Raw genomic sequence first — 25,798 nt, 5'->3', positions numbered from 1 at the left:
TGCTAAAATAAATCTATTAAACGTTACTAGTATAGTCTTCAGCAGCTCCAAATATTCCATAAGTTCCTGCGCTTAATCTTTAAGCTACATGTAACTTATTCGGGAAAGATCACGTCTACAATCAAGAGATGAAGCACCTTGGATCATGCGTCTTTCGGGAGTTTTGACGACTTCCATAAACCTAGGGCATATCATGAACCTTCCCGCATACAATGGTGAGGGATTTCACGGTTGAAGCGAGGCAGATTAACGCCCAAGAATATGAAAATACGCTTGAAATACATGTAAGGGTATTGAAAACAGTCGGACAGTCCACTAAGGCAGGAAGCACTTGCTTTACATGAAGAAGACCGGGGCATAGTACGGAGGGGAGAGGTTAAAGATGGGATTGTTTGACGACGATTTTTATTCCACCAAGGTATCTAGAAGGGCCGTCAAAGCCCAGGAGACGGATCATAAGTGGCGGTCGCCGCGAAGGTCCAGACCCAGAAATTCATCCACTGTGAAAATAGCCGTGATCTGCTCCATACTGAGCTCGGTTGTAGCTGTACTGCTGTTCAGCTTCGTTACGGGCCTCCCCTCCACGACACAAGAGGCTGGTGCACGTTCAGGTTCCGGTATCCACAGCTCAGGAGATCCTTATGAACGGTTGATTCAAGCTGCGGCCAAGGTCCGTCCGGCTGTGGTCAGCATTGTGAACCACCAGGCTTCGGCAGAGGAAGCAGAGAATGCCAAGGGTGATGCTGCGGCTTTGGGGTCGGGTGTGGTTATCAAGAAGGAGAAGGGCAAAGCCTATGTGGTTACGAATAACCACGTGATCGCGGATGCCGATAATCTGGAAGTGGTGACGGTGAGCGGCAGCTCGATCAAAGCGAAAGTTGTCGGTAAGGACCCCGTATCAGATATTGCACTGCTTGAGATTGAGGACAAAGGTATTGATACTGTAGCTGAGATTGGCGATTCGAAGAAGCTGCGCTGGGGCGAGACTGTAATTGCTGTAGGCAATCCGCTCGGCCTTAGCGACACGCTGACCTCCGGCATTATCAGCTATACGAACCGGATTATTCCGGTCTCGATCAATCAGGACGGCGTCTATGATTGGGAGCAGGAAGTGATTCAGACCGATGCGGCCATTAATGAAGGCAACAGTGGCGGCGCTCTGGTAGACCTTGACGGCCAGGTGATCGGTATCAATACGATGAAGATTTCCGATATGGGCGTTGAAGGGATTGGCTTTGCCATTCCGGTAAATGAGGTTATGAAGACCGTCGATGACCTGATGCTAGACGGCAAGGTTTCCCGCCCTTATCTGGGCGTGTATTCCCTTGACCTCGATAACCCTTATTCACCGGTTACAGATGAGCAGCGTAAAGAGCTGAAGCTGCCGGACTCAGTGAAGAAGGGCGTGGTCGTTCTTGAGGCCCATGGCCCAGCAGCGAAGGCGGCGCTGGAGCTCAATGATGTCATCACCGAGCTCGACAAGAATCCGATTGAATCGACCTTGGATTTGCGCAAATATCTGTATGAGGATAAGAAGATTGGCGAAGATATGGAAGTCGGGTTCTATCGGGACGGGAAGCTTCAGCACGTCACGGTGACGCTTACCGACAAGCCAGCGGATGCTGATATTGACGAAGACCAGGGAACGGGTGCGGACGAAGGCGATACGGATTCGAACAAGTAAGAGGGCTATAGCGAAGCCCTGCCCGGGCTAGTAGTGCGCGGGCCTGCCCTGTGACGGAGGATTCTCCGGGGGCTACATAAGAAAGGATGCTTGAAGGTATGTATGTAGTATGTAAAGACCATGTTGAAGTGGCGATCGACAAGTTCGTGGATGAGTACGAGGAAGCTCCGGATATTGTGAATTTGGAGGAGACCGAGTTTGCGGACTGGGACCCGCCGGCAAAATGCCAGGAGTGCGAGAAGGCAGGACAGTTCCTGGTAGTGTAATGGGCTTGAGATGAAGCGAGGCCGCTTCCTCCCTGGGGGAGGGGCGGCTTTTTTGTTTTTTTACTTTTTGCTTGTGAGGGGAAGAGGAATGGGGGTTGGATGATGGCGGATAAGCAGGTGATCGCCCTAACGTGTCCTACATGCGGTCATGTGTCGGAACGTGTAAAGATGGAGAGCGAGCTCTTTGATCTTGTTGGCTTTGACGAAATCATGGAATGGTCGGAGTATGAGGAGGAGGTACCGGCGCTGGAGGAGGATCATTGGATGCGCTCGGATGAGGCTCCGGTGAAGGGAGCACTGCGGACGGTTAAGATTAAGCATCCCTTTCATATGACTGTAGGAGAGCGATTCTGGATCTTGTATACGCCGGTCATGTCGAGCCTCAATGGGTGGGATTCACATCCGGAAGAGATTGAGAAGTCTGCCTTTGTCCAGTGTGCGATTGAACGGGTATTGGCGGAAGGGAAGTCCCAGGCGTGGGTGAGTGTCTCGATCCATGAGGTTCTTCCGCTAGGCATGTTCAGTGATTTATTTGCAGCCCGTGATGGGAGCCGGGGTTATTTGGACGCCTTTGACATGTTCGGGAAGCCTTCCTTCTATGCCTACCAAGAATGGCTGTGGATGCATGCCGGAGCGCAAGGCGACCTCGGGGTATGGGGGCTTGTTAAGATCATAGATGGGGAATATTATCTGCTGGTCTATGGGGACTGGGACCATCACACGAACAATGTCTATGGAGGTAATATCCTGCTGCCTAGACTTAAGATTGAGGCGTGGATTCAGCAAGCGAGGGAAGGCAATCGGTATGAATCGGCAGATTCGGTATAATTCTTGGGTGAGTTGGGGGCAGAAGGGTTAGCTTATACGAAGATGGAGCAGGTAAGGTGCGGCAGGGAAAGTGGGGGAGGCCGCGATGTCAGTGGTCGCCAGATCATGAGCGGGGCGTTAGTGAAGTGGGTAAGCTAGATGTACATAGAATATGAGGACAAGGGGGCACCAAGATGTTGGTTCAGGTGATTGGTGTGGGGAAGTTGAAGGAAAAGTATCTGGTGCAGGGGATCGCGGAGTATGCGAAGCGGCTCACGCCTTATGTAAAATTTCAGGTCATCGAGGTCCCCGATGAGAAGGCGCCGGAGACGATGAGTGAGGCGGAGGTGCGGCAGGTCAAGGAGCGCGAGGGCGAGCGCATCCTCGCGCATGTGAAGGGCGATGCGCATGTCATCGCCCTGGCAATCGGCGGACAGCTCTGGAGCTCGGAGGAGCTGTCCGCCGAACTCGACAAGCTCGGCACCTATGGGACGAGCCATGTCGTGTTCGTCATCGGGGGGAGCCATGGGCTCTCCGATGACGTGCTGCGCCGCGCCCAGCAGAAGCTCAGCTTCGGGCGCATGACGCTGCCGCACCAGCTCATGCGGCTGGTGATGGTGGAGCAGATTTATCGGGCCGTGAAGATAAATCGGGGGGAACCTTATCATAAGTAGAGCGAAAAATAGGGGGTGCCTGGCACTTCCTTTTTGCTGATATTGTTCTCTCATTAAAAGAAACCTTGGCTTTTTTTCAATAAGTGAACGAATGAAATGCTTATTTTCGGAGCGAGGCATTATATCGGTGAGTGTATACAAACCATGTAATGCTTGCTGTTAATAATGCCGACGAAATCAAAGTTGTAAGAACACTATATGTTCGCCAAATAAGTATCGTTGACCAATCTAATGCACAGCACAGTATACACTGGACAATCGTAGCAAACAGCAAAATAGCTGTTACGATTATTCGCTTTTTGGTCATTGGCTGCCGCTCATTCGTTTTCCTTCTACGTAATCCCAAGAGAAAGAACAGAACAGCCAATAGGCAAAGAATAATTGTGGTAGACGACAAAATGATGTCCAAAAGCTGTGTGCCGCTTATTCCATATGACTGCGTCAGATTGCCGTCTAATATATCTTTAATTTTTAGTACCATGCTTCTATTGATATTTTCGCCGTTGGTCAGCAAGCTGATGGCTATTCGTTCATTTGGCAGTATGACCACTTCGGTTCCGAAATTGGGATTGCCCCCGGGGTGCTCTATAATCGTTTGGTTGGCGTTTACCGACCAGCCCGCCGCATAATACATTTCGTTGACAGCAGGAACAGACATATCACCCTGATGTGATTTTTCGATAACCGTATGGAATATTTCGGGTATGTCCTGCACAATACCCATCTGTATGCCCATCCAACGCGCCATATCTTTTGTACAAGAAATGATGTAGCCTGCGGGTTTATTCCCGGAAAAATCCGGCGCGTTATATGGGGTTGTCATAAAAAAGGAAGAACGGTAGCCCTGTGCCAACTGTCCGGTGGCTTGAGCATCTTCTTTATAAACATACGTCTGGTGAAGACCCAACGGCTGAAATACCTGTTCCCTCATAAAGTCTTCATAGCTTTGTCCCGACACAATCTCAATAACCAGACCTAATACGTCATAATTAACAGTTCCGTAATTATACTGCTCACCAGGATAGAACGACAATTCAGAATCTACGAGCATTTCTACGGTTCTTTGCAACATATCCGGCGTATTGCCTTGTGGAATGTTTTGAATGTGACTGCCATTTGTTAAGCCGCTAGTATGGTGTAAAAAGTTATTGAGTGTAATACTTTGCATATCAACGTGTTTCCCCTGATACTTTAACGTAAACCAAGGCAAATATTTCTGGATAGAGTCTGACATTGAGAGCAGTCCTTGCTCTTCCATCAGCAGAATACCCATGCCGGTAAAAGCCTTACTTACCGAAGCCAGCTCATATAGAGTATTTTCGCTTGCCGGCAGTCCCTTTTCACGATCTGCGTACCCGGAAGAAAAGTAAAGTACTTCATTGTTCGCAAGTATTGAGATTGATATTCCCGGTACACCTGATATACGGCTTGCATCATCCAACAATGTTTGTATTGAATCAGATTGCGAATCTGATAATGCATAGCTTGGTGTTGCGAATCCGGTGCACAGTATAAGTAATGCAATCATAAAGACAATAATTTTTTTCATAGTCTCTCCATTCCGAAAAAACTCCCGTTCGGAAAATATAAATAATCCGCAGTAGCTTATTATTGCAAAATCTTTTTGTATGTGAAGAATCATACGATATAAAAAATTAGATTGCTATCATAATCTTCTACTTACTACGAACTATTTTGCTAGGAACACAAAAAGCCCCCTTGAACAACTTGGAAGAGTCAATGATGAAGATGATGATGGTAGATCAGCCACTACACAGAGTTGGAAAAAACTCGAATAAAGTTTTTGGTATCGTTTCGTTAAATGGCTCCATAGTTCTAACGGAACGATAGTTGAATCATCGATAATAAGGCTGCCGATTACTTCGGTGGCTTTCTGTGTATATTTATGAAGGTAGAAATAAGGTGAAATATTTGGGCTTTGACCGTTATCGGTAGTAGAGCGAGAGGGCGTTCAGCTAATGGGCAGGATATGCAACTATTTGATTAATTATTACGTCTAACATATGGAAAAATGAGGTATCAAATAAATCGAGCGTGGCATTACAAAGTTTTGCAATCGGATTTAAAGATGCTTGCGAGGATGACACTGTCATCAGGGATTTATTCTCTCGCGCAAAATTGGATTGATTACAGTACAAGGGAGCTGGCCGCGACAGCTCCTTTTCGCATTTTTCGCCGATAGACCCGTTGAGGTGAACCGTATCACAAATAAGGACAAGTTTTCGTTATAAAGCTTAATTTGCATGAGTCTTGGTAGACATATCAAAATCGACCTCTTCAATAAATTCGATAACTTCTCCGTTGGGACTGTGAATGACAGCATTCTTCACTACAAGTGGGGGTTCGCCAAGTGAAAGGTAATCCGGTTCTATAAAAGCCTTTGCTCCATGAGCAAGGGCTTTTTGATACATTTCATCCACATTATTCACGTAGAAGGCTAAATGTAATAACGCTCCGTAAGTTATATCTTCTTCAGACGATGCTTTCTTCCCTTGAGCAGGGATGACAGCGTCGTTATCAAAGATCTCAATACAGGTTCTTTGGTCAGGTGAAACTAGCATGGAGGCTTCTTTGATTTGAAAGGATGGCAGAGACCAATGATGACCAACCTTGAACCCTAGAACTTCAATATAAAATGTAATAGTAGCTTTATAGTTTTTGGCTTGGATCGCCACATGTGAAAGACCCTTTATGCTCATTCTTGATTTCTCCTTGTGTATATTTTGAATGTTGTTTATAGTATACAGCTACTAACTTGTTGAATTACATATGTTATATGAGGATATAATGAAAGGATGGTAATTAAATATAAGCTATTTTAATGGATATGGCTTAGTTTTTTAAAATTCAATTCAAGGGAGTGATGGGTATGGATCATCTAATCGATGATATGGATAAAAAGATCTTGCAGCTGCTTCAACACAATGCACGAATGTCTATCTCTCAAATCAGTAAAGAAGTCAGTATGTCCCAACCTTCAGTTAAAGAGAGGATTTTGAAACTTGAAGATAAGAAGATAATTTCCGGGTATTCCACAGAATTAAATTTAAAGAATCTGAATCGGGGCATGACTACGTTTATACTAGTCAAAACAGAACATTGCCAGATGATCGTTGATTTTTGTGAAATGGCTAGGGAAGTAACAGATTTATATCGAATAAGCGGAGAATATAATTATCTTATCAAGGTACAAACGGCATCGATTGAGGAACTTGCCGAATTTCAAGATTCCCTTTTAAAGCTGGGTCCCTCAAAGTCTCATATCAGTTTGAAAAATATATTGGAACACAGGGTTTTACTCTAAATCTGCCAAATTTATTCTGGAATGATGGCTTATCAAACCTGCCGTAATAGTTAGCGGGCTGAACCGTATCATAAGTAGGGCGAAAACTGCTGTTTCCTGGCCTTGAGATCTTTAAAAAACGTCTGTTTGAGGCATTATGCGTTACGAATGACTATTGTCAATAAAACAATTGTTCATAGCCTGCTGAATTTGGCGACTGATCCAGTCGCTTCAGATTCTTCAGCAAGTGAGAAGTGCAAAAACAGCTTCTTCGTCTTTAGTAAATTAATCAAAAGTTCTTTGATCGGGAGATTAAGAGGTGATGATGATTCAACTCATAAATTTTAGGGAATAGGGATGAAATTTTGTGCTTCCGGGCATGTTATGGAATAACATCGAGGGGAGTGCTGTATGATGGCAAGAAGAAGGAGAAAATATGCGGTGCCAGGGGTCGAACAGGGAATGCAAGCGTTCAAAGCAGATGTAATGAAGCGCGAAGGATATATCGTAAATCCGAATCAACCAGACGATGTAAAATACGAAGTGGCGAAGGAGCTTGGTGTGCCTCTTTACCCAGGAAACAATGGTCAACTGACAACAGAATCAGCAGGCCATGTCGGTGGCAAAATTGGCGGTTCCATGGTTAGGGAATTGATCCGTCTCTCTCAGGAGCAAATAGCGAACAGGGAGTAATCCTGAACTGAAACTTTCTGAGCACTGGCTTGAAATAACATCCGGTGGTTTTTATGACGATAACTTACCCCTTTTCACAAGAAGGGGTATTTGTCTTGTCTTTCATTTTACACTGTCAAACCAAGTGGGGAATCCGAGTAAGGAGATGGCACCGACCGACGTGCTTTTGGGGTCGACGTGATGTATAATCTGCTAGGGATTGAGGCAGGAATGCGCGAGAAATATTCCACCGGTCAGATCATTGTGGTAGATGGCGGTTCTACTCTGGTTAAAGTTTCTTGTACGATGAACGGTGAAAGAAAGCCTCTTCCACCAAAACCCAGGTGGAAGAGGCTTCCCCTCAACAAACATCTCCGCTTTACACTTATTTATACCGTTAATTCCATACGATTTATGCGAATTATGACTTGATCATAGCCCTTGAATAGTTATAAAGGGTTGGCGGCTACGCGCCCGCAGAGCATTTTTCGCCGATGAATCCGTTAAGCTGAACCATATCACAAATAAGGGCAAGCTTTTTTCTTCGGCCATTAATCGCTTGACCTGGTACCATAGTCCGGGATTTATCCTAAATGAAGGGAGGAGGCAACGCGATGGAAAGATTCACGATCGGTCAAGTGGCCGAAGCGGCAAACGTCAACCTGGAAACCGTCAAATATTACGAAAAGCGCGAGCTGCTGCCAAAGCCGGCCAGAAGCGGGTCGGGGTATCGGTTGTATACCAAGTCCGCCGTTGAGGATATCCGGTTGATCAAGCAGAGAGCTACTTCTCTTCGGAAGAGTTGAAGGTTCACACGGTTGCTAAAATCGCAGAAATCGACGAAAAGATCACCCGGCTAGCGAACTTCAAAGCGCTACTGGAGCAAGCGGTCGAACGTCCTGCGCACTCCGTTCCTTTTCCGCCTATCCGAAAAAAGGGCCGCCCATTTGGGGTGGCCTAAACTTGCAGTTTCAGGCAACGCGGAAAACCGTACCACAAGTAGGGTGAAATTTTGGGGCTTCTAACGAAGATCGCCAATGAAGTGATCCTTGCGGTGTGGCTCATCATGAAAGGGTAGACTGTAAGATTAAGTGGACTGCTTGGATAGCACCTCGAAATAATCCAGAACGACCTTGCGAAACTCCAGAGCAGCTTGTGACATGTACCGACTCTTATGCCATAGCAAAGCGATTTCGCGTACCAGTTCGTGATTTTCAACCGGTATATATTTGATCTTTTCCCATGACATCTTGGCTGTGCTTGGTATAAAAGCAAGGCCGATTTCGGCTTCTACCAGACTGACTAACCTTGTAGGTTCATCCCCCTCATACACATATTTAAGATAAAATCCAGCCGATTTGCATATAGAGTCCACTAAATCGCGAGTGCCGTAGCCTCTTTTTACACCGACAAAGCATTCGTCCTTAAGTTCTGTCAAGGCTACGCTGCTTCGATCCGCCAAACGATGCCCAAGAGGGACAGCTACAAGGATAGGATCTATAAAGACAACTTGACATTCGATATCCTCTCCTTGGATCGGAGGGGAGGACAAACAAAAATCGACTTCACCTCGATGTAAGAGTGTGATCATTTCCTGCGTGGTCAGCATTTGCACATGAAATTGAATATTAGGCCGGTTATTTAGAAATTCTCGTAGAATCTGGGGCAATTTGCTTGCAGCAGTTACCGCCAGCTCGAGTGTGCCAAATTCTGCATTGGACAAATCGTTAATCTCCTGTTTCCCCTGTTCTAATTCAAACAAAGCTCTTTCCGCTCGGCGAAGGAATCTGTTTCCAAACTCATTCAATCGCAGTTTCCTTCCTGATCGATCAAATAGAGGGACTCCCAAATCTTCTTCGAGGCGTTGAATCGTTTTGCTTAGCGACGATTGGGTTACGTGTAGACTTCGCGCAGCTTCGGTCACATGTTCCAATCGAGCTACCGCCAGAAAATACTGCAATTGCAACAGCTCCACATTCTAACCCCCTATCATTCCTTATAATCAATGATATCATAACTTATAATGCGTTAGAGTAAATGATTGATTTCAAGTAAGATATTTATGTAACAAACATAAGGGGGGACAAAAATGAATACTCGCAGCAGGTGGCTAATGATATCTGTTGGATTGGGAATATTACTAAACCCGTTAAACTCCTCAATGATTTCTGTTGCTATCACCAGACTGCAACATGTGTATAGCATTGATTATACGGCAGTTTCCTGGATTGTTTTTTCTTTTTACATTGCCAGTGCGATTGCCCAGCCTGTCATGGGCAAGGCTAGTGATTTATTCGGCCGAAGGAAGATATTTCTTGCGGGTTTAGTTGTTTCTTTGCTCTCTTCTATACTGGCTCCATTTTCGCCGAATTTTGGATGGCTTATCGTGTCCCGAATTGTGCAATCGATCGGAACGAGTATGCTGATAGCGGTAGGAACGGCGATTGTACGCGTCCATATTACAGAAAGGCAAGCGTCTGCGCTGGCCGGCTTGTCGATTTTCCTATCTGGCGCGGCGGCAATAGGCCCCTTTGCCGGAGGGGTATTGATTCAATGGTGGGACTGGCCAGCGATCTTTATCGTCAACATTCCGTTCGTGGTGGCAAGCTTTCTGCTGGCCTGGAAGATGATTCCCAAGGATGGACCGGCAACGTCGGTCTCGCGCGACATGTCGTTTCGCAAATGGCTGAGTGTGATTGATGTGTCAGGTACTTTACTCTTCGCAGTTGGTTTGGTTGCCTTGCTTGTCAGCTTGCTGTCGGTGAAATCATCTGGATATGCTTCCATGTGGAATATAATTATCGGATTGATCGGCCTTCTGGTGCTGGGGACTTTCGTTCGACATGAGTTAAAAACGACGTCGCCCTTTATTCCTTTTCGCACTTTCGCCAAATATCCGGCGATGACTTGGGTCAATATTCAATACATGCTCGTTAACTTGCTTTATTATGCGCTCTTTTTCGGGATTCCATCTTACTTGCAAATGGTACGCCATGTCAGTGAATTCCAGACAGGGATTCTGATGCTCACCTTGGGATTGAGCTCGATCGTGGCATCTCCCATAGCGGGAAAATGGGTCGATAAATCGGGACCTAGACCGTCATTGATTGTATCGGCAATACTGATGGTATTGGGTTCGGTATGGATCGTGACATGGACGGAAACTTCTCCAGTTATCGTTGTGAGCCTGGCGTTAGCTGTATTCGGTTTTAGCAACGGGCTGAACGCCGTTGGTATGCAGGCAGCTTTATTTAAGAGCTCTCCAAAAGAGATAGCCGGTGTGGCATCCGGACTATTCAATACATCGAGGTATTTCGGTACGATTTTATCTTCAATATTGACAAGCATTATTATGGGGGGTACTTTCAACTTCGCAGGATTTCGACTGCTTGGGGTTTTCCTCACGGTAATCGCATTGGTATTGGTATTGATGAGTGTGTGGCTCCGGTATTCAGGGCAATTGAACGAACCGAGCACAGGCAAGTAAATCAAAAATAGGAGTTGGTGGGGTGAACCGTATCATAAGTAAGGGCGAAAACTGCTGTTTACTGCCTGGAGATCCTTAAAAAACGTCTGTTTGAGGCATTATGCGTTACGAATGACTATTGTCAAAAAAACAATTGTTTCAAAGCCTGCTGAATTTGGCGACTGATCCAGTCGCTTTAGATTCTTCAGCAAGTGAAAAGTTATTGCATTTAAGGATCGGCATGAGCCGTGGATTGCGCTAGCCGGTATCCTTTCATTTTATAGTGGTAGTGAAATGTTGCGCTCGGTCATAATAGGGATTAATTTACGAAATTGTATTGTGCTTGCAGCCTGTCCTTCCCGTTGATATGCATTATAATCGTTCTCGAAGGTTTTCTGCATTTCTTCCGGTAAGTGGCGGATGTATCGATGCGCGCATTCACGTATTTGTTCAGGTGAGCCGAAATCAACCACTAGGTCTAGAACGTCAAGCACATAGAATTCCATTGGATACGCCTTCGGCAAAAACCATCCATTCTGGATGACCTCCTCGAGGATCTCCTCAAGATTAGTCTCGTACCTGTTCATCAATGGAGCGACCTTATTTTGAATCAACGTGATTATTTCTGCCAGTTCCCGCTCTCGAGTGGCTTCCGTGGCCAAATTCCATACCTTGCCTTTATCCCGGAAGCTGCTCAAGCTGATCTCCCAGTATACTTTTCCGCTGTGCGTATTTAGGATCCGGGAATTGGTATTAAACTCCAAATAACTGCCGGCTATATTGGAAGAGTGACTTAAAAAACGTATCTCAGCTGTAAAGGGACCGATTGATTTAATCATCTTTCTTCTGGATTTATTGTATTTGAAACCGCATGGCGCGCAGGCCGCTGCAATCCTGGAACAACATTCCTGGAAAATTTCCTTGCCAGTTGGATAATCTGTCATATCGCTTCACCTCCATATTTCTTATTTTGATTAATCTAAAAAGGTATAACTACACAGCAATTTTCATTTGTCTCCAAGCTTTTAGTTCCCGTATATATCCTATTATAGTCTACCAGGTATAACAAGAAACGCCTGAAGCAATTCGTTATGATATAGTAAGGAGTAGAGGGCACCCGATGGGTGCCTTTCGACTTCGCCTTATAGATGTTATGGAGAACCCTATCACAAGTAGGGCGAAGTTCAGGTGTATTTACTTTTTTCATCTCCAATGCTATCATGCAAACATGACGTTAACGTCATGTTATATCTTGAAAGGAGTGATACATTATGAACCGCATGCGCATTGGAGATTTGACAGAACGAGCAGGGGTAACCCAGCGCACGGTTCGCTATTACGAGAGCATTGGATTGCTTCCATCTGGCGAGCGCGAAGGCAATGGTCATCATTACTACACGGAAGAAACGGTTGCTCGTCTGCATAAGATCGATCAGTTGAAGAAGATTGGCCTAAGTTTGGAGGAAATTCGGGATGTAATCGAGCTTTACTTTACGGATACGAGCGGGGTGCTGCCAAAGCGAAAAGTCCTCGGCATACTGCGCCAGCATCTGGCCGACACGGACCAGAAGCTTGAAGCGCTCGGGCAGTTCCGAAGCGATTTGCAGTCACATATAGAACGTTTCGAGCGATGGCTCGAGGCCAATGATAGCGATTAATTTTTTTACCCTAAACATGACGTTAAGGTAATGTTTAGTATCCTAAGGAGGTTAAATTCATGAGAGAAAACATTGGATTTATCGGACTCGGACTGCTCGGTTTTCCAGTTGCTTCCAATCTGCTCCAAGCAGGATATGCATTGACCGTATACAACCGAACCCCAGAAAAAGCGGAGCCGCTCTTGGCCCAAGGTGCGCTGCAGGCGGTTCGTCCAGCTGACACCGTGACAACCGGTGGCATCGTCGTCACCTTGGTTTGGGACGATGAGGCATTGGAAGACGTCGTCAAAAGCGAAGATTTTCTAGAACGCCTGGGCATAGGCGGTATTCATGTATCAATGAGCACCGTGTCGCCGGATACGGGCAGGAAGCTGGCGGATCTGCACGCGCGGCATGGTTCCGTCTATGTTGAGGCACCTATCTTTGGACGGCCGGAGGCAGCCGCTGCCAGGCAATTGTGGATTCCAATAGCGGGTCCCAAGGAAGCAAAGGAGCGGGTCCGGCCGATACTTGATGCGATGGGGGCTAAGGGGATCTTTGACTTTGGCGAGGAAGCCGGTTCGGCTGTAATCATCAAACTGATCGGTAACTTTCTTATTGTCTCTGCCGCACGTTCACTGGAAGAAGCACTAGGAATAGCTGAGCGCAGCGGTGTTGATCCCACTGCTGCGGTTAATATGCTTACGAGCACAATGTTTACCGCCCCAATCTATCAAAGCTACGGCAATATGATTGCCGAAAAGTCAGCATCCGTATCTGAAAGCAAAATTCCGCAGAAGGATGTCGGTCTCTTTCTGTCGGCGGCGCAAAGCACACAATTCCCGGCTCCGCTTGCCAGCCTGCTGCTTGATATGCTAGAGAATAGAGATCGGAGCAGATCCTAAGACTGCGGTCGATGTTATTCGCACGCTTATATAACCCTGCTAGTCAAGTTTCAGAAGCAAAGAAGGCCATGAGAGTTAAATATGATGTTGTAAAAACTCATGTTCATAAATCGTATTCACCCTTTCGAGAACGTCTCGGGCTTGATCTATAAATTTAACTTCCGCAACCTGACCTTTCAGCAAAAATACGCCGGTTTCATTCCGGTGTTCCCCGAGGGCACCTTCATACAGCCTGCCTGCTCCGTGGGTTGGCGGAGAGAAGAACAGCTTCATCAACGGGACAACTAATAGAGGCAGTCCCGTTTTTTTCCCTTTTCTTAGCGTATTGTTGCTGCCTGGGTCAACGCTGCGGATCTTGATATCGTCCTTGGCAAGCTGCGGCGCGATGGCCTGAGTCCACAGCGAGAGCGCTAGCTTGGAGGTAGCGTAAGGACCAATCAGTTTGCGGAAGACTCTAGGGCGCTCCAGACTTTCGATAGTAAACTCTTTCGTGAATTTTAGCGCTGAAGATGAGGTATTGATCACCGTTTTTAAGCGACTGTTTTTTATGAGTTCCTTCAATTCCATTAGAATGATATACGGAACGACCGTCATCAGCTCATAATGCTTTTCGCGTCCTTGTTTCGAATAGCTCAGCTCCGGAAAGGACCCGCCGGCGTTGTTGAACAAAATATCGATCCGCTGCTCCTCGCGTTTGATTTCCTTCAAAGCTCTACTCAGGCTGTCATAATCGGCAAGATCAGCCGTTTTATAAATGCGAAGCCATCCCTCTTTGACTGCTTCTTGGATTCTCCTATCGTCCGGTGGAAAGTCGGAACGGTTCAAAGCAATCACCTGCCAGTCCTCCGATAGCAACTTCCGTGTTAATTCCAGTCCGATCCCGGCACTTGCGCCCGTTATCGCAGCGATATTTTCACGTTGTCCCTTACTCATAGCATATCTCCTCCTGATATCGGGTTATTTCCTCTAATCATGCTCACTCTATAACTTGGAGTTGACACCAAGTCAAGTCGGCAAGACCAAGTTTTGCCCAAAGGATAAGAGATTTGACTTGGAGCCAGCACCAAGATGTATAATGTACAAAAAAAATGCCTCTGGGAGGGTACAGGATGAAGGAGGAGCCGACTTTTACGATAAAGCAAGCCGCCAAGCAGACCGGGATTTCTGAAGATACGATCCGATATTACGAAAGGATTGCGCTACTGCCCCGGGCAAAACGGAGGGATAATGGGCACCGGGTCTACCGACAGGAGGACATCGATACGATCCAGTTGATATCATGTCTGAAAAAGACCGCGATGCCGCTGGAAGAAATGCGGCCTTTTTTGGCGGTCTCCGCCGATGCCGACCCCGCGGATTATCCCGATCTGGTGGAACTATTAAGGAGCCACCGGGAAACCATCGTCAGCCAAATCGCCTCTCTGCAGCAGGTCGTTGATTTTATCGACGTGAAGTTGGAGGAGGGAAGATACCGGCGGGACTGCACAGATGAAAATCAGGACGGCGTGTCGGAAAACATGATGATAGAACCCAAATCAAAGCCGGTCTCAGCTGTTCAGATGAATTATTTTTCCTCTGCAAGATAAGCTAGCAATACCAATGGGGAAAAGGGATGAATCGCATCACAATAACGGCAAGTTTGTTGGATAGGAGAGTCGAACGCTTGTTTTGAAAGGAAGTATTTATGCACATAGAATCGCTTATTTATAGCGATAAGTTGTGGGACGTCGTTGCTGGGTACGCGTAGAATTGTTCATGGAGAGCAGGAGTCGGTTTAACGAAATGAATGCAGAGACGACCGTATCGGTTATACGTGCATCAATAGGGTTTGCAGATCCGATCGGGTTGTCGATCCCCCTTCTTGTACATGAAGCTGTAGCCCGAATGGAGTGTGGCGCAGCTGGTGCAAAAGAAAGCGATTTTCATATAAGGAACGTCGTTCCAGGTCGGGATTTCACGGTTGAGGGCGTGTACACTGAGCCTGAACGCTTTGTGGTCAGGCTAGCGTCTTTAGGCGCAGTTTGGTAACAGGGAGTTACACCCCTAGTGAAAACCACCCGTTGGACGGGTGGTTATGATTAGCCTACATGCGCCACAGCCCGAACCTCTACCCACTGTTCTGGAAATGCCAGGTAAGTCACCCCGATCATGCTCCCCGCCGGCCGATGCTCTCCGACATACTCTTTGAACAGTTCGATCGCCGTTTCCCCGTGCTCCTGCGCATTCGTCAGATACAGCTCCACGTAGGTCAGATTATGCTTCGTTGCTCCGAACTCTTGTAACACGGCATCCAAATTCTCCAGTGTCTGCTTCATCTGTGCCCGAATATCGCCTGCTCCGACGAACTCGCCTTCGGCGTTATGGGAGAACTGTCCTGAGATATACAGCGTGTTGTCGGCAAGGTATCCCTGCGAAATTCCGTGATCCCAGAGATTATGGTTGTATGTTTGAATGGTCGTCATTGCTTTAGCCCCTTTACATTAAAGTAAGGCTAGTATAGACTGGACGAAAATAAAAGGATAGTACGCACAAAGAAGTGGGCTACTATCCGAAAGGATAGTGTGAACATGGGCATTTCCGATTTGAAGGGCAAGGAAACGGTAATCCAAGACACACCATTCGGTTATACGATGTCCGTGATCGGCGGCAAGTGGAAGATGGCAATTCTGTATCTGGTGTCCGCCAAGCAGCCGATTCGATTCAACGAAATGCAGAGACAGCTCGGAGCGGTGACGTACAAGGTTCTCAGCGCGCAGCTTAAGGAATTGGAGGCCGACGGGCTGATTAAGCGCATGGAGTATCCGCAGATTCCACCCAAAGTGGAGTATTCGCTGACACCGAGAGGGCAGACGCTGCTGCCTGTATTGGAGCAGCTGTGTGAGTGGGGAGCACAGAATCGGTGAGGTTCACGGATTTTTGCAAGGTGCCAGAAATTTTGGCAGCATCCAGATCTGAACGCATCTGGTTTACGGTACGTAAAGTGTAATTGAGTGGAGAAAGTCTCTTTTTAGGTTCGATGTCCGCTTCTTCGAACAATTGTAAAAAGTCTTGAATGACGGAATCCAAAGAATGTTTAAGGCTTCGCCAACGCAATCTCAAGGGGGTTATAGTTTTCTTGCTTTGATGACAAACGTTACAGGAAGCATCTTTGCTTTTCTTGCAAAGCCGCTATCCTGTGATTGTATAATTTCATCGTCAGATTCCTCAATCAATTGCTCAATGACAAACCCCGCTTTTGATAACGCATTCACATAAGTTGATAGTTTACGATCTGATAATGTTAGCTCACTCTCTTCAAGAGATACCGAATACCAAGATTCATCGAAATAACTTTTTTTAAAAGTAAGCATATTATTTTCTGCAACAACACATTTGTGTATAGGGTGAGACCAACTGAAAATAAATACGCCATCTTTTTTTAGGTAAGAAGCGATCCTGCAAAAAGTACCCTCAAGGTCAGTGGTCCATCCTATGGCGTAGATTGAATAAACATAGTCAAAATAGTCCTCTGGTATCCCACATTTTTCTTCCATCGGAGAACAAATTAAATTTGCTGAAAGACCGTAAGCTGTCAGATGTTGCCTCGTCTTTTCGATTTGGTTTTCTGATATATCCATACCCCATAGTTCAGATGCTTTTCGTCCCCCCATATATTGCAAAGATTGACCGCTTCCACAGCCTATCTCCAGCAATTTTTTCCCCGAGACATCGCCAAAGAGTTGGCATTTTTCTTCTGAGACAAATGCTCCATATAAGGGAAGTGAGGTTGCCCCCAAAATATCAATTCCTTTTGTATCCCAAAATAAGCTGTTCGTTTTATGAATAACATTTTTATTCATATCGACCGAGACGGCGATACCAGCCTCGCCAGCACCTATGATGTTTGTTCTACTAACAGAATTATTGTCCATGCAGATACCCTCCCTAGGGATAAATTTCACAACCAACCCGCTTGACTTTTTTAGGCATGAAATCAAATCTCCCACTCATTATAGATAGTGACCTACTTCACAGCCTGCCTGTTTAATTGTGAGACTAACCTTTAAATGCTATAGCATCAAGTTGGAATTGAAGTCCATCCTCTCCGTCACGATGTGCAAATTCTGTATGTATTGATTTTCGTGCAGGATACTTACCATTGAATCTCTCTTTGATTACCTTTTCCATCACAGGTATATTCCAAATATCTCTGAACATACAATCAATCTTAACGACTGATTCTAAAGTTAAACCGATTGATTCCAGCCGTCTCTCTAAATGGTCGAATGCACCATTAATTTGATTCTCAATAGCTTGACCAATATTTCCAACACAGTAATTTATGAATGCAAAATCCCCAGCTTCAACAATGCCAGAATGTACCCAATCTTCGTTAATATCACTTCGTACAATTTCCCTCATATATTTCTCTCCTTAGCATAAAGAGCCATTATAATGAAAAACATTAAGAACATACGTTCTTTATTTGTGATGATACTATACATTTCCATATATTTCAATATGATTATTAACTTAAACCCCTCTTGGCTCTGCTATATCGAAACAATCATGAGATAAAAATAGTCCAAAGACGGTGGGTAGTGTTCAAAACTCACCTCAAGTTTGATTGCATTTATTCGTTTGCCCCTAACTATGTTGCGATGAGCCGTATCACAAATGACACGAGCTTTTTTGGTAAAAGATGATGAAGAGTAGAGAAGAGAAGAGAAGAGAAGAGAAGAGAGAGGGCTGTGACAGGTTAGGATCTTGCCTGTCGCAGCCCTTCTTAATGGATTTTTACCGCTACCATTATATAGATGCAGGATAAGATTGAAGCGCAGCGCAAGCAAGAATGTCCTCGGTCGAGCGGATTCTACCAATACGCGGGAAGATGGCTTTAATTACGTGGTTATGTTCCTCCTCGCTGAAGCCGGTCATGGCATCTGTCGCAAAAATTACCTGATATCCATGGGCGAAGGCTTCACGCGCAGTGGTATCTACGCCGATACCCGAAGCAATGCCGCAAAGCACGATCGTCGTGATGCCCCGCCGGCGGAGCTGCAGATCCAAGTCCGTTCCGTAAAATGCTCCCCATTGGCGCTTGGTAATTAAATGGTCGGTGTCAGTGACTCCGATTTCGGGTACAATTTCATCCCATCCAGGCACCAGGTTGAAGGTTGGGGGAGCCTGATCCAGTAACGGACGAGGCATATCTTTGAAGTCTTTCGTGGATACGCGAACAAGCCCAACGAATGCGTCTGCCTTACGGAATGCTTGAACCATAGCGGCGGCGCGGGTGACGACTTGTTCTGCCGAGTGGGGGGCATACTGGGTTCCAAGCCACTTCTGCAAGTCGATTACGATTAATGCCGTCTTAGAAAATTGAAATAAAAGTTCTTCCAAGATCAATCACACTCCAACTAAGAAATTGAGTTTGCTTCAGCGTGACCTGTAGTTCAATATTTTGAAGAAAAGGTCATTTGACTCTATGTTCATGATTTTGTACTATGAGTTTAAAGTTGTCAAGTGGGGGATACATGAGGATGAGTGTAACCAAACAGGATATTATTCGTTCGGCTTCAAAGATGTTTAAAGAAAAAGGGTTTCTGGCGACCTCAATTCAGGAAATTGCTCAGGACTGTTCTATTGCAAAGGGCTCAGTGTATAAATATTTCCCGTCCAAAGAGGACTTATTGTGCGCGGTTTTCGACGAGTGCCAGACGGTTTATTTTGATCGGGCGGAGCACCTGAAACAAACCGGGACAGGCACTCCCAAGGAGCGGCTCGTCAATCAAATTGTATTTCGCTTTCAGTATTTTATTGAATATAGCCACATTATGGTTGACTTCGTAGATCTTCCTATTACGCAGTACGCAACTTTCCGTTCACTAAGGAATCATGTTCGCGCCCGTATGATGGAGTGGCATAAATCTTGGCTACTTGAAGTTTATGGTGAGAGAATTGAATCGTTTCTCTGGGATCTAATTTTTATTTACCGTGCGATCCTGAAGGACTATCTGCAGCGCATCATTTTCGAAGTGAAGCAGCTGCCGATAGAGGATACAGCTTGGTTTATCGTCGATAAAATGGATGCGCTAGTCGAACATATGTCTAGATCAGGTTCGAAGGGGCTACTTGGACAAAGTGCTTTCACAAAATTTGTTCACTCAGATTCAAAGGACTGGAGTAACGAAAAAGAAAGAATTGTCGAAGAATTGTTCGGCAGAGTGACCGCACTGCTTGAGGCTTGGCCCGGCGGGCTCGCCCGGCGGAGGGAGCTGCAGGAGATTGTTCAATTGCTGGGGACGGAGATCGCTCGGACTCAGCCCAAGAGATCGCTCATTCAGGCGCTTTGCGCGTACTTAGAACAAGAACAGGATCTGAAAAGTCCGGTTATTCAGTTAAAGCAAATTGTCCTGGAAGAGTGAGGAAGGCTTATATTACATAGAGACTAGTTTCTGCAAAAGGCATCCGATCGAGTCTCTTTAAATGAAATCGAATTAACTTTAGAAAGCAGGGTCGCTTAAATGACAAGCAACATTGAACAACGTTACCGATTCAGTGAGGCGCCGATATGGAATATCCAGCGCCAATATTATGAGGAACAAGGAACGAAGGCCTGGAACAACAATCAAGTTCCTCAGTATATAACGAGTAATCCGATGATCGCTGCCGCCTATGCGGAAGTCATCTTTGGGTTTCTTCAAGATCGGGCAAATAAGGAAACGGGTTCCGAACCCGTTGTTATTGTGGAGCTTGGAGCAGGAGCGGGCCGTTTTGCTTATCATTTGTTGTATGAGTTGTGCCGGCTTAGAGACTACGCGGGAATTTCATTGCCTCCATTCCGCTATGTGATGACGGATTTGGCGCTTAAGAATATACTGGCGTGGAAGGAACATCCCGCTCTGCAACCTTTTATTGCCGAGGGATTACTGGATTTTGCGAGGTACGATGCCGTTCATGATACTGTACTGAATCTCGTTGTATCAGGCACAACGATTAGTGAAAGGGATTTAAAGCAACCGTTAATCATCATTGCGAACTATTTTTTTGACAGCATTCCGCAAGAGTTGATTTATGTAGGTGACGGAAAAATTTATGAAGCCGACGTTTGTATCCACGGTCTCGAGCATTTGGAGTCGCTAAAACCATCAGAATCGTTAGAACGAATAAATTTACGCTATGAGCACCGGCGGGCACCCGAATACGAACAAGAAACGTATCCTTACCGCGATGTGATTTCTACCTATCAGGAGCACCTGGAAGACTCACACATTTTGTTTCCTGCTGCTGGATTAACTTGTTTAGAGCGATTGAATCTTTTATCGCAGGCGGGATTCTTATTGATATCGGCTGACAAAGGGGATCACTTGCTGGATCAATGGAAATTTGCAGAGCCGCCGGAGTTGATCTTGCATGGAAGCTTTTCTTTGACGGCGAACTATCATGCGATTCAATATTTCTTTGAGCAAAGGGGAGCCATGGCGTTATTTCCTCCGCACCATTATAAAAATATCAATGTCGGCTGTATTCTCCATTTGGACAAACCAATGGAATATGTAAATTCGAGGTTAGCTTACCGTCGATGTATTGAACGTTTTGGTCCGGACGATTTTTTTAATATGAAGGTATGGATAGATCGTCATGTAGAGAGCATGGGAATGCAGGAATTATTAAGCTTTTGGCGTTTGGGCGGATATGATGCAGAGTTTTTTATTCAGAGCCTGAAGCAGATATCCAGTTTGTTGCCGGATGTAGACGACGATGAAAAGAAGGACCTGTTGAGGGGCATCCAGCAGATGTGGTCATCGTACTATGTCATGGAACAGCGTTATGATCTTGCGCTTGACGCCGGACTGATTCTGTTTGAAATGGGGATGTATGAACACTCCAAACGGTATTTGGAAATATCGGTACAGCAAAACCTAGATGAGGTCGTATCGACGGTATATTATTGTCTGGCCATTTGTTGTTTCGAGTTAGAGATCGAAGAAGATGCATGGACGTACGTCAGAAAATTATTGGAAGTTGAGCCTGATCATGAAGAGGCATTGGCATTGATAAGCCAATTGGATAGAAACATATAGGCATTGGACCATAGGGCACCCAAACGGGTGCCTTTAAATTTCGCTCTTTAGACGTTACGGTGAACCCTACCATAAGTGACGGTGAAAAATTTAATTTAAGACTATTGCTTTACAATTTGCCGCCTATGAAGCACAAAAAGGTCATAATCGACTGTTGGCTGAACGTTCTAACTTGGACGGTGCTTATACTGGGGCAGTAGAGTGCGGAGAGCGAAATTTCTCCATTGATACGCTGGATAAGTTTGTTGAGGGTTTGAACATATCACCGGGCGAGTAAGTCACGCTTATGTTGGCAAGATAAGAGACTTCTTCTCTCCGAAGTCCCGGAGTGCGTCTTCGTCCGGGCAGGGGCTGGATCCCTGCCTCTAAGGGCTGCAAGCGTTCTCTGCGCGATTTTATGAACTCACCCAATGCGGATGAGGAACGATTTGTTTTCAAGCAGCTCACCTCTAATTACTTATATGGAAGAATACGTATCATTATTAACCAAATGGACTCGAGCACTTCGTATACGATCATTATAATTTCTGTTAAGGCTAATTTTGATGAAGAAGTGCAAAGCGATTGTGGCTTATGTATGAGGAACTCATATGGGGGATATAGGATAAATAAAGCGGGGCGGTGAAAACTGTTCCCTACTACGGGCATTCCCCCCGGCATTTACATTTGCCAGGGGTTGTGTTTTATCCCATTAGAGGAGTCCCGATGAGTGAAAGGGATATCCCTTATGGCTTCTTTTTAAGCAATTCCAAAGCCCGGTTCATCACCGGGTCCTTGCCGGCATCAATATCGGCTTGCTTGATCATGATCTTTTCGTCCGGCGGCAGGCCGCGCTGCTCGTAATTAGTGCCGTCAGGCGAGGTATAGCGTTCGTTGCTCAGGGAGAATAACTGTTTGTTCGGCAACAGTCTAAGCAGCATGTCCGAAAAGAATCCGCCCGTCGTTTCTCCGATAACTGTTACTTTGTCCAATGCTTTTAAAGCCATCGTCCCTGTCTCGCCGGCGCTTACCGTCATCGGGCTGGTCAGCACCACAATATTGTCAGCTGAAAACTGCTTTGCTCCCGGCTCGATATATACCTGCGTAGGCTTGGAGAATTCCTCGTATCCGCCTGTTCGGGCCTGTTTGGCATACGCCAGCTTGCGTTTCTCGGCAAACAAGCCGGCTATTTTCAACCCGAAGAAGTCCTCGCCCCCCTCATTAAAGCGCATATCGATCATATAGTTGCGGCAGTTCGCCAAATCTAGCACCATTTCCGCCAGCGCTTGGTCTATTTTCTTCGGATCGAACTCGTCAAAACCAATCAGCTTGATGTAAGCGTCGCCGCTTTTCGTTTGGCCATAAACAATGCGCCCGTCGAGCTTGCTTTTTACCGCCCCTTTGATATATCTCTCTTCGACATTTCGTTGCATCGACTTCGAATTCGCTTCGAAAAATTCCTCCCGCTCAACTTTGGACTTGGAGAAGATCAACCCCTTTTTACCGAATATGATGCTGTGTCCGTCGTTTAGCTTTTGGAACATTTGCGTCAAAATATCCTCCAATTCCTTTTCGGAGGTAACGGCACTAACTTTGGGCCGATACTCTTTGTACACCTCTTTCCAATTCACTTTGACGAGCGAAAAGAAACTGAAATTCTCTTCAAAGGATTGCCAGAATACTTCAAAATTCTGCACGGGATCCTTGCTGAATCCGTTATACTTCACCTTGGGAAGACTATCGATCCGTTTGAAATGCTGCACGTATCCCAAGCCATCGGTCAAGCTGCCGTTAACGAAGCGGCCCATCGGAAATCGCGGGGCATCAAATTGCTCCTGGAATTTGCTGTTGTCGTGAATTTCATTAATATAAATGTCGCCGTTGTTGTCGATATTTCCTTTCCCGAACGGTACCAAGCTGTCCTTGGTGTAGCTGTAGACCTTAACGGATTGGCCTTCTATATCGAATATATGTCCATACCCTTTCGATTGCCAAAGCTGTCGCTCGGCGGCTACGGTTGCGGGGGGCGGCTGCTTTCGGTTCTCCTTCGCCTGGACATAGGTTCCCGACATGCTGAATGTCAGGAGTGTCAAGATGACAATCATTACTTTCATTTCTGTTCCTCCTTCTGATCAAAACATACAAAATTGGCTTTTCGAGGATAGTATAAAACCCGAATTTGTCCTCAGTTTGAACGGAGGATTACAATTCGGGCTTTATATCTTCGAGGGGAAGTGTGATTGAGAAGGAGGTTCCGCTCCCCAATTTGCTGGACACTTCGATTTTTCCATGATGAAGATCGACAATCCGCTTCACGATGGAAAGACCGATTCCATTACCGCTAATACTGCGTTTTCTCGCTTTATCCACTTTGTAGAACGGTTTGAAAATTTGGCTGATTTCCTCCTCAGGTATGCCGATTCCATTGTCCGTCATTCGGACAACTACGCTTTCGCTTTTCTTGAAGGACTCCACCCTTATCTTTCCATGATCGGCGGTGAATTTGATGCAATTGCCAAGCAAGTTGTTCCACACCTGATTCATCTTGTCTTCATCCGCCACAATAGTTATCGGCTCCAGCATAAGCTGCATATCCAAATTGCGGGCAGACCATTGCGGTTCCAGGCGAATGACAGCTTTGCGCAATTGCTCGTCGAGACGAAAATTTTGCGGGGCGGGCTTTGTATGCTCGTGCTCCAGGCTGGTCAATTCCAGCAGATCGTCGCACAGCCGGGATAGCCTGTCGCTCTCCTCGTCGATAATATCCAGCATCTGCATACGGGTTTTCTCGTCCATGGACTTGATCTTCAGCACACGGGTATATCCTTTGATCGATGTTAGAGGAGATTGGATTTCGTGGGATACATCGGAAACAAACCGCCGACGGAGCATATCCAGTCTTCCCAATTCATCCGCCATCGTGTTAAAGCTTAGGGTGAGCTGTCCAATTTCGTCGCGACGTTTGGTAGACAGACCAACGTTAAAATCGCCCCTGGCCATTCTCTGCGTTGCATGTGTCAGCTTCCGAAGGGGCCTGACCATATACCGCGCGGCGATCAATACCAGAATACTTCCCAAGCCGAGAGTAAAGAGCTGCTGATACCGGATCAAGGAATCGATTTCGTCGAAGAGAAAAACGGTCTCGGTCGTAACCAACAAAACGTGCGGTGAACCGTTCAGCGCAAAAGGCAGGCCAACCGTAATTTCGTCATCCTCGCTGGACCCGTTGTGATAAATTTTGTTTTGCTTGAGCACTTGCTGCAGATACGATTGATCCTTCTGCTGGTCTGAAGTAGCGCTCCCCGGGTTCAGCAGCGTTCCCGCGCTGTCATAAAACCGTATCTTATAAAAGGGCATAGAATTGCTTACTTCCCCGAAAGCCTTCGCATCCTTCGGGGCCAATTTCTTATATAATTGAATGATCATTTGGGCATTGCCAATCATCTTCTCTTCCACGATCGCTCCAATATGGCTTTTGTAGAAATAGCTTTGAACGATGAATCCCGAGAGCAGGCTGACTATGACGGCCCCCAGAAACGTCAACACAACGCGGGCATAAAGCGAGTTAATCACGATACGCCTCCAGACGGTAGCCCATGCCGCGCATTGTTACGATGCGGAAATCTTCGGCATACTGCTCAAACTTGTCGCGCAGACGTTTGACATGCGTGTCCACGGTGCGTTCATCCCCATTGAACGCGTAACCCCAGATGTCGCGGATTAGCATGTCGCGCGTAAAAATTTGCCCGGGATAACTGGCCAGTTTGTAAAGCAGCTCAAATTCTTTTAAAGGAAGAGCCCATTCCTCGCCCGTGTCGGAAAAGTGAACCTGGTAGCTCGTTTTATCGAGAATGACTCGGCCGAGCTTCACGATATGAGAGGTAGCGATCCGATACCTTTTGAGCAGCGCCTTGACCCGCATAACCATCTCCATCGGATCAAAAGGTTTGGTCAGATAATCGTCCGTCCCCAATCGAAAGCCTTTGACTTTGTCCAGCGACTCCTTTTTGGCGGTGACCATCAGCATCGGTTTGTCTCCGGCCTCCCGCAGCTTTCTGCACAGCTCCCAACCGTCCATGCCGGGCATCATAATATCCAAGATGATTAAATCAACGGAATGATGCAAGTAATAATCCCAGGCTTCGAGACCATCCGTTTTCTCTACGACGTCCATACCTTCGTCTCTTAATAACAGCCCTGCCAGTTCGCGGATAAAGACGTCGTCATCCACTACCATAATCGTCGGCAATGTTCATTCACCTCGTACTAACTTTCCCTGCCATGAGAAAAGCATCTATTCGAAGTCCGCTCCGCGCGATCATTTAAGATTCCATTGAA

The 25,798-nt window shown here is 46.2% G+C and carries 28 protein-coding genes and 1 pseudogene; 16 read left to right on the top strand and 13 right to left on the bottom strand.

Features of this window, described 5'->3' with window-relative positions; translation table 11 throughout:
* The first annotated feature begins 382 nt into the window (after positions 1-382).
* From DCC85_RS22570 to rlmH, 4 genes are all read left to right on the top strand, one after another.
* Positions 383-1,684 (top strand): S1C family serine protease, encoded by a 1,302-nt coding sequence (locus tag DCC85_RS22570; RefSeq protein WP_108467593.1) that lies wholly within the window; start codon positions 383-385, stop codon positions 1,682-1,684.
* 98 nt (positions 1,685-1,782) lie between these two features.
* On the top strand, positions 1,783-1,950 hold the full coding sequence (locus DCC85_RS22565) for a CxxH/CxxC protein (RefSeq protein ID WP_108467592.1): 168 nt from the start codon (positions 1,783-1,785) through the stop codon (positions 1,948-1,950).
* A gap of 102 nt (positions 1,951-2,052) precedes the next feature.
* Entirely contained in the window at positions 2,053-2,778 is a 726-nt protein-coding gene (locus DCC85_RS22560) for a hypothetical protein (protein ID WP_108467591.1), read from the top strand.
* A 173-nt stretch (positions 2,779-2,951) separates the two neighbouring features.
* Positions 2,952-3,431 (top strand): 23S rRNA (pseudouridine(1915)-N(3))-methyltransferase RlmH, encoded by a 480-nt coding sequence (gene rlmH, locus DCC85_RS22555; RefSeq protein WP_108467590.1) that lies wholly within the window; start codon positions 2,952-2,954, stop codon positions 3,429-3,431.
* 100 nt (positions 3,432-3,531) lie between these two features.
* On the opposite strand, the gene DCC85_RS22550 is transcribed toward rlmH, so the two are convergent.
* Complete coding sequence (locus DCC85_RS22550) at positions 3,532-4,980, bottom strand: serine hydrolase domain-containing protein (RefSeq protein WP_108468021.1); 1,449 nt, start codon at positions 4,978-4,980, stop codon at positions 3,532-3,534.
* A gap of 706 nt (positions 4,981-5,686) precedes the next feature.
* Positions 5,687-6,151 (bottom strand): VOC family protein, encoded by a 465-nt coding sequence (locus DCC85_RS22545; RefSeq protein ID WP_108467589.1) that lies wholly within the window; start codon positions 6,149-6,151, stop codon positions 5,687-5,689.
* 170 nt (positions 6,152-6,321) lie between these two features.
* Here DCC85_RS22545 and DCC85_RS22540 point away from each other — a divergent pair, with 170 nt between their 5' ends.
* From DCC85_RS22540 to DCC85_RS22525, 3 genes are all read left to right on the top strand, one after another.
* Positions 6,322-6,756: an Lrp/AsnC family transcriptional regulator gene (locus DCC85_RS22540; RefSeq protein ID WP_108467588.1), complete on the top strand. Its 435-nt coding sequence runs from the start codon at positions 6,322-6,324 to the stop codon at positions 6,754-6,756.
* Positions 6,757-7,146: 390 nt separating this feature from the next.
* Positions 7,147-7,428: an alpha/beta-type small acid-soluble spore protein gene (locus DCC85_RS22535; RefSeq protein ID WP_442789507.1), complete on the top strand. Its 282-nt coding sequence runs from the start codon at positions 7,147-7,149 to the stop codon at positions 7,426-7,428.
* Between the two features lie 593 nt (positions 7,429-8,021).
* Positions 8,022-8,213, top strand: coding sequence for a MerR family transcriptional regulator (locus tag DCC85_RS22525; RefSeq protein ID WP_159081954.1), 192 nt, complete (start codon positions 8,022-8,024; stop codon positions 8,211-8,213).
* A 281-nt stretch (positions 8,214-8,494) separates the two neighbouring features.
* On the opposite strand, the gene DCC85_RS22520 is transcribed toward DCC85_RS22525, so the two are convergent.
* The gene (locus tag DCC85_RS22520) at positions 8,495-9,382 is read right to left on the bottom strand and encodes a LysR family transcriptional regulator (protein WP_108467585.1); all 888 of its coding nucleotides are present in this window, start codon (positions 9,380-9,382) and stop codon (positions 8,495-8,497) included.
* Positions 9,383-9,496: 114 nt separating this feature from the next.
* On the opposite strand from DCC85_RS22520, the gene DCC85_RS22515 reads away from it, so the two are divergent.
* Entirely contained in the window at positions 9,497-10,894 is a 1,398-nt protein-coding gene (locus DCC85_RS22515; RefSeq protein ID WP_108467584.1) for an MFS transporter, read from the top strand.
* Positions 10,895-11,151: 257 nt separating this feature from the next.
* Here the strand turns inward: DCC85_RS22515 and DCC85_RS23225 are convergent, their stop codons facing one another.
* On the bottom strand, positions 11,152-11,817 hold the full coding sequence (locus DCC85_RS23225) for a hypothetical protein (RefSeq protein WP_199909954.1): 666 nt from the start codon (positions 11,815-11,817) through the stop codon (positions 11,152-11,154).
* 327 nt (positions 11,818-12,144) lie between these two features.
* Between DCC85_RS23225 and DCC85_RS22505 the strand changes: the two genes are divergently transcribed.
* Positions 12,145-12,531 carry a MerR family transcriptional regulator gene (locus DCC85_RS22505; protein ID WP_108467583.1) on the top strand — a complete coding sequence of 129 codons (387 nt, stop codon included), beginning with the start codon at positions 12,145-12,147 and terminating at the stop codon, positions 12,529-12,531.
* Positions 12,532-12,590: 59 nt separating this feature from the next.
* The gene (locus DCC85_RS22500; protein WP_108467582.1) at positions 12,591-13,415 is read left to right on the top strand and encodes an NAD(P)-dependent oxidoreductase; all 825 of its coding nucleotides are present in this window, start codon (positions 12,591-12,593) and stop codon (positions 13,413-13,415) included.
* Between the two features lie 75 nt (positions 13,416-13,490).
* Here the strand turns inward: DCC85_RS22500 and DCC85_RS22495 are convergent, their stop codons facing one another.
* Positions 13,491-14,348 (bottom strand): SDR family NAD(P)-dependent oxidoreductase, encoded by an 858-nt coding sequence (locus tag DCC85_RS22495; protein ID WP_108467581.1) that lies wholly within the window; start codon positions 14,346-14,348, stop codon positions 13,491-13,493.
* 176 nt (positions 14,349-14,524) lie between these two features.
* Here DCC85_RS22495 and DCC85_RS22490 point away from each other — a divergent pair, with 176 nt between their 5' ends.
* Together DCC85_RS22490 and DCC85_RS22485 are read left to right on the top strand one after the other, a co-directional pair.
* Positions 14,525-15,001, top strand: a complete 477-nt coding sequence (locus tag DCC85_RS22490; RefSeq protein ID WP_108467580.1) for a MerR family transcriptional regulator — start codon at positions 14,525-14,527, stop codon at positions 14,999-15,001.
* Positions 15,002-15,134: 133 nt separating this feature from the next.
* Entirely contained in the window at positions 15,135-15,443 is a 309-nt protein-coding gene (locus tag DCC85_RS22485) for a YbaK/EbsC family protein (protein WP_234414283.1), read from the top strand.
* Between the two features lie 50 nt (positions 15,444-15,493).
* On the opposite strand, the gene DCC85_RS22480 is transcribed toward DCC85_RS22485, so the two are convergent.
* Positions 15,494-15,877: a RidA family protein gene (locus DCC85_RS22480; protein ID WP_108467578.1), complete on the bottom strand. Its 384-nt coding sequence runs from the start codon at positions 15,875-15,877 to the stop codon at positions 15,494-15,496.
* A 105-nt stretch (positions 15,878-15,982) separates the two neighbouring features.
* Between DCC85_RS22480 and DCC85_RS22475 the strand changes: the two genes are divergently transcribed.
* A complete protein-coding gene (locus DCC85_RS22475; RefSeq protein WP_108467577.1) occupies positions 15,983-16,318 on the top strand; it encodes a winged helix-turn-helix transcriptional regulator in 336 nt (111 codons plus the stop codon).
* 201 nt (positions 16,319-16,519) lie between these two features.
* Here the strand turns inward: DCC85_RS22475 and DCC85_RS22470 are convergent, their stop codons facing one another.
* The 3 genes from DCC85_RS22470 to DCC85_RS22460 form a co-directional block, all read right to left on the bottom strand.
* Positions 16,520-17,326: a class I SAM-dependent methyltransferase gene (locus tag DCC85_RS22470; RefSeq protein WP_108467576.1), complete on the bottom strand. Its 807-nt coding sequence runs from the start codon at positions 17,324-17,326 to the stop codon at positions 16,520-16,522.
* Positions 17,327-17,450: 124 nt separating this feature from the next.
* Positions 17,451-17,816: a RidA family protein gene (locus DCC85_RS22465; RefSeq protein WP_108467575.1), complete on the bottom strand. Its 366-nt coding sequence runs from the start codon at positions 17,814-17,816 to the stop codon at positions 17,451-17,453.
* Between the two features lie 387 nt (positions 17,817-18,203).
* Positions 18,204-18,797, bottom strand: a complete 594-nt coding sequence (locus tag DCC85_RS22460) for an isochorismatase family protein (RefSeq protein ID WP_108467574.1) — start codon at positions 18,795-18,797, stop codon at positions 18,204-18,206.
* Between the two features lie 140 nt (positions 18,798-18,937).
* On the opposite strand from DCC85_RS22460, the gene DCC85_RS22455 reads away from it, so the two are divergent.
* The 3 genes from DCC85_RS22455 to DCC85_RS23535 all read left to right on the top strand — a co-directional run bounded on the left by DCC85_RS22455 (position 18,938) and on the right by DCC85_RS23535 (position 21,758).
* Positions 18,938-19,822, top strand: a complete 885-nt coding sequence (locus DCC85_RS22455) for a TetR/AcrR family transcriptional regulator (RefSeq protein WP_159081952.1) — start codon at positions 18,938-18,940, stop codon at positions 19,820-19,822.
* A gap of 99 nt (positions 19,823-19,921) precedes the next feature.
* Positions 19,922-21,481 carry a hypothetical protein gene (locus DCC85_RS22450; protein WP_108467572.1) on the top strand — a complete coding sequence of 520 codons (1,560 nt, stop codon included), beginning with the start codon at positions 19,922-19,924 and terminating at the stop codon, positions 21,479-21,481.
* Between the two features lie 154 nt (positions 21,482-21,635).
* Entirely contained in the window at positions 21,636-21,758 is a 123-nt protein-coding gene (locus DCC85_RS23535; RefSeq protein WP_234414497.1) for a helix-turn-helix domain-containing protein, read from the top strand.
* On the opposite strand, the pseudogene DCC85_RS23530 reads toward DCC85_RS23535, so the two are convergent.
* The 4 genes and pseudogenes from DCC85_RS23530 to DCC85_RS22425 form a co-directional block, all read right to left on the bottom strand.
* Positions 21,755-21,919, bottom strand: a pseudogene (locus tag DCC85_RS23530) (DNA-binding protein); the annotation flags it as partial. The gene DCC85_RS23535 and the pseudogene DCC85_RS23530 overlap by 4 nt on opposite strands.
* 287 nt (positions 21,920-22,206) lie before the next feature.
* Positions 22,207-23,574 carry a S41 family peptidase gene (locus DCC85_RS22435; RefSeq protein ID WP_108467571.1) on the bottom strand — a complete coding sequence of 456 codons (1,368 nt, stop codon included), beginning with the start codon at positions 23,572-23,574 and terminating at the stop codon, positions 22,207-22,209.
* Between the two features lie 88 nt (positions 23,575-23,662).
* Complete coding sequence (locus DCC85_RS22430; protein WP_108467570.1) at positions 23,663-25,033, bottom strand: sensor histidine kinase; 1,371 nt, start codon at positions 25,031-25,033, stop codon at positions 23,663-23,665.
* Positions 25,026-25,709 carry a response regulator transcription factor gene (locus DCC85_RS22425; protein ID WP_108467569.1) on the bottom strand — a complete coding sequence of 228 codons (684 nt, stop codon included), beginning with the start codon at positions 25,707-25,709 and terminating at the stop codon, positions 25,026-25,028. The genes DCC85_RS22430 and DCC85_RS22425 overlap by 8 nt, the downstream gene beginning before the upstream one ends.
* Between the last annotated feature and the right edge of the window lie 89 nt (positions 25,710-25,798).

This window comes from Paenibacillus sp. CAA11, from assembly GCF_003060825.1.
GTDB lineage: Bacteria > Bacillota > Bacilli > Paenibacillales > Paenibacillaceae > Fontibacillus.
The sequence above is the reverse complement of the archived record's forward strand: the minus strand, read 5'-3'. Positions and strand labels throughout refer to the sequence as shown.

Excerpts from the sequence above, each read along its gene's own strand:
- DCC85_RS22570 (WP_108467593.1), top strand. The coding sequence starts at position 383 with ATGGGATTGTTTGACGACGATTTTTATTCCACCAAGGTATCTAGAAGG.
- DCC85_RS22565 (WP_108467592.1), top strand. The coding sequence starts at position 1,783 with ATGTATGTAGTATGTAAAGACCATGTTGAAGTGGCGATCGACAAGTTC.
- DCC85_RS22560 (WP_108467591.1), top strand. The coding sequence starts at position 2,053 with ATGGCGGATAAGCAGGTGATCGCCCTAACGTGTCCTACATGCGGTCAT.
- rlmH (WP_108467590.1), top strand. The coding sequence starts at position 2,952 with ATGTTGGTTCAGGTGATTGGTGTGGGGAAGTTGAAGGAAAAGTATCTG.
- DCC85_RS22550 (WP_108468021.1), bottom strand. The coding sequence starts at position 4,980 with ATGAAAAAAATTATTGTCTTTATGATTGCATTACTTATACTGTGCACC.
- DCC85_RS22545 (WP_108467589.1), bottom strand. The coding sequence starts at position 6,151 with ATGAGCATAAAGGGTCTTTCACATGTGGCGATCCAAGCCAAAAACTAT.
- DCC85_RS22540 (WP_108467588.1), top strand. The coding sequence starts at position 6,322 with ATGGATCATCTAATCGATGATATGGATAAAAAGATCTTGCAGCTGCTT.
- DCC85_RS22535 (WP_442789507.1), top strand. The coding sequence starts at position 7,147 with ATGATGGCAAGAAGAAGGAGAAAATATGCGGTGCCAGGGGTCGAACAG.
- DCC85_RS22525 (WP_159081954.1), top strand. The coding sequence starts at position 8,022 with ATGGAAAGATTCACGATCGGTCAAGTGGCCGAAGCGGCAAACGTCAAC.
- DCC85_RS22515 (WP_108467584.1), top strand. The coding sequence starts at position 9,497 with ATGAATACTCGCAGCAGGTGGCTAATGATATCTGTTGGATTGGGAATA.
- DCC85_RS23225 (WP_199909954.1), bottom strand. The coding sequence starts at position 11,817 with ATGACAGATTATCCAACTGGCAAGGAAATTTTCCAGGAATGTTGTTCC.
- DCC85_RS22505 (WP_108467583.1), top strand. The coding sequence starts at position 12,145 with ATGAACCGCATGCGCATTGGAGATTTGACAGAACGAGCAGGGGTAACC.
- DCC85_RS22500 (WP_108467582.1), top strand. The coding sequence starts at position 12,591 with ATGAGAGAAAACATTGGATTTATCGGACTCGGACTGCTCGGTTTTCCA.
- DCC85_RS22495 (WP_108467581.1), bottom strand. The coding sequence starts at position 14,348 with ATGAGTAAGGGACAACGTGAAAATATCGCTGCGATAACGGGCGCAAGT.
- DCC85_RS22490 (WP_108467580.1), top strand. The coding sequence starts at position 14,525 with ATGAAGGAGGAGCCGACTTTTACGATAAAGCAAGCCGCCAAGCAGACC.
- DCC85_RS22480 (WP_108467578.1), bottom strand. The coding sequence starts at position 15,877 with ATGACGACCATTCAAACATACAACCATAATCTCTGGGATCACGGAATT.
- DCC85_RS22475 (WP_108467577.1), top strand. The coding sequence starts at position 15,983 with ATGGGCATTTCCGATTTGAAGGGCAAGGAAACGGTAATCCAAGACACA.
- DCC85_RS22470 (WP_108467576.1), bottom strand. The coding sequence starts at position 17,326 with ATGGACAATAATTCTGTTAGTAGAACAAACATCATAGGTGCTGGCGAG.
- DCC85_RS22465 (WP_108467575.1), bottom strand. The coding sequence starts at position 17,816 with ATGAGGGAAATTGTACGAAGTGATATTAACGAAGATTGGGTACATTCT.
- DCC85_RS22455 (WP_159081952.1), top strand. The coding sequence starts at position 18,938 with ATGAGTGTAACCAAACAGGATATTATTCGTTCGGCTTCAAAGATGTTT.
- DCC85_RS22450 (WP_108467572.1), top strand. The coding sequence starts at position 19,922 with ATGACAAGCAACATTGAACAACGTTACCGATTCAGTGAGGCGCCGATA.
- DCC85_RS22435 (WP_108467571.1), bottom strand. The coding sequence starts at position 23,574 with ATGAAAGTAATGATTGTCATCTTGACACTCCTGACATTCAGCATGTCG.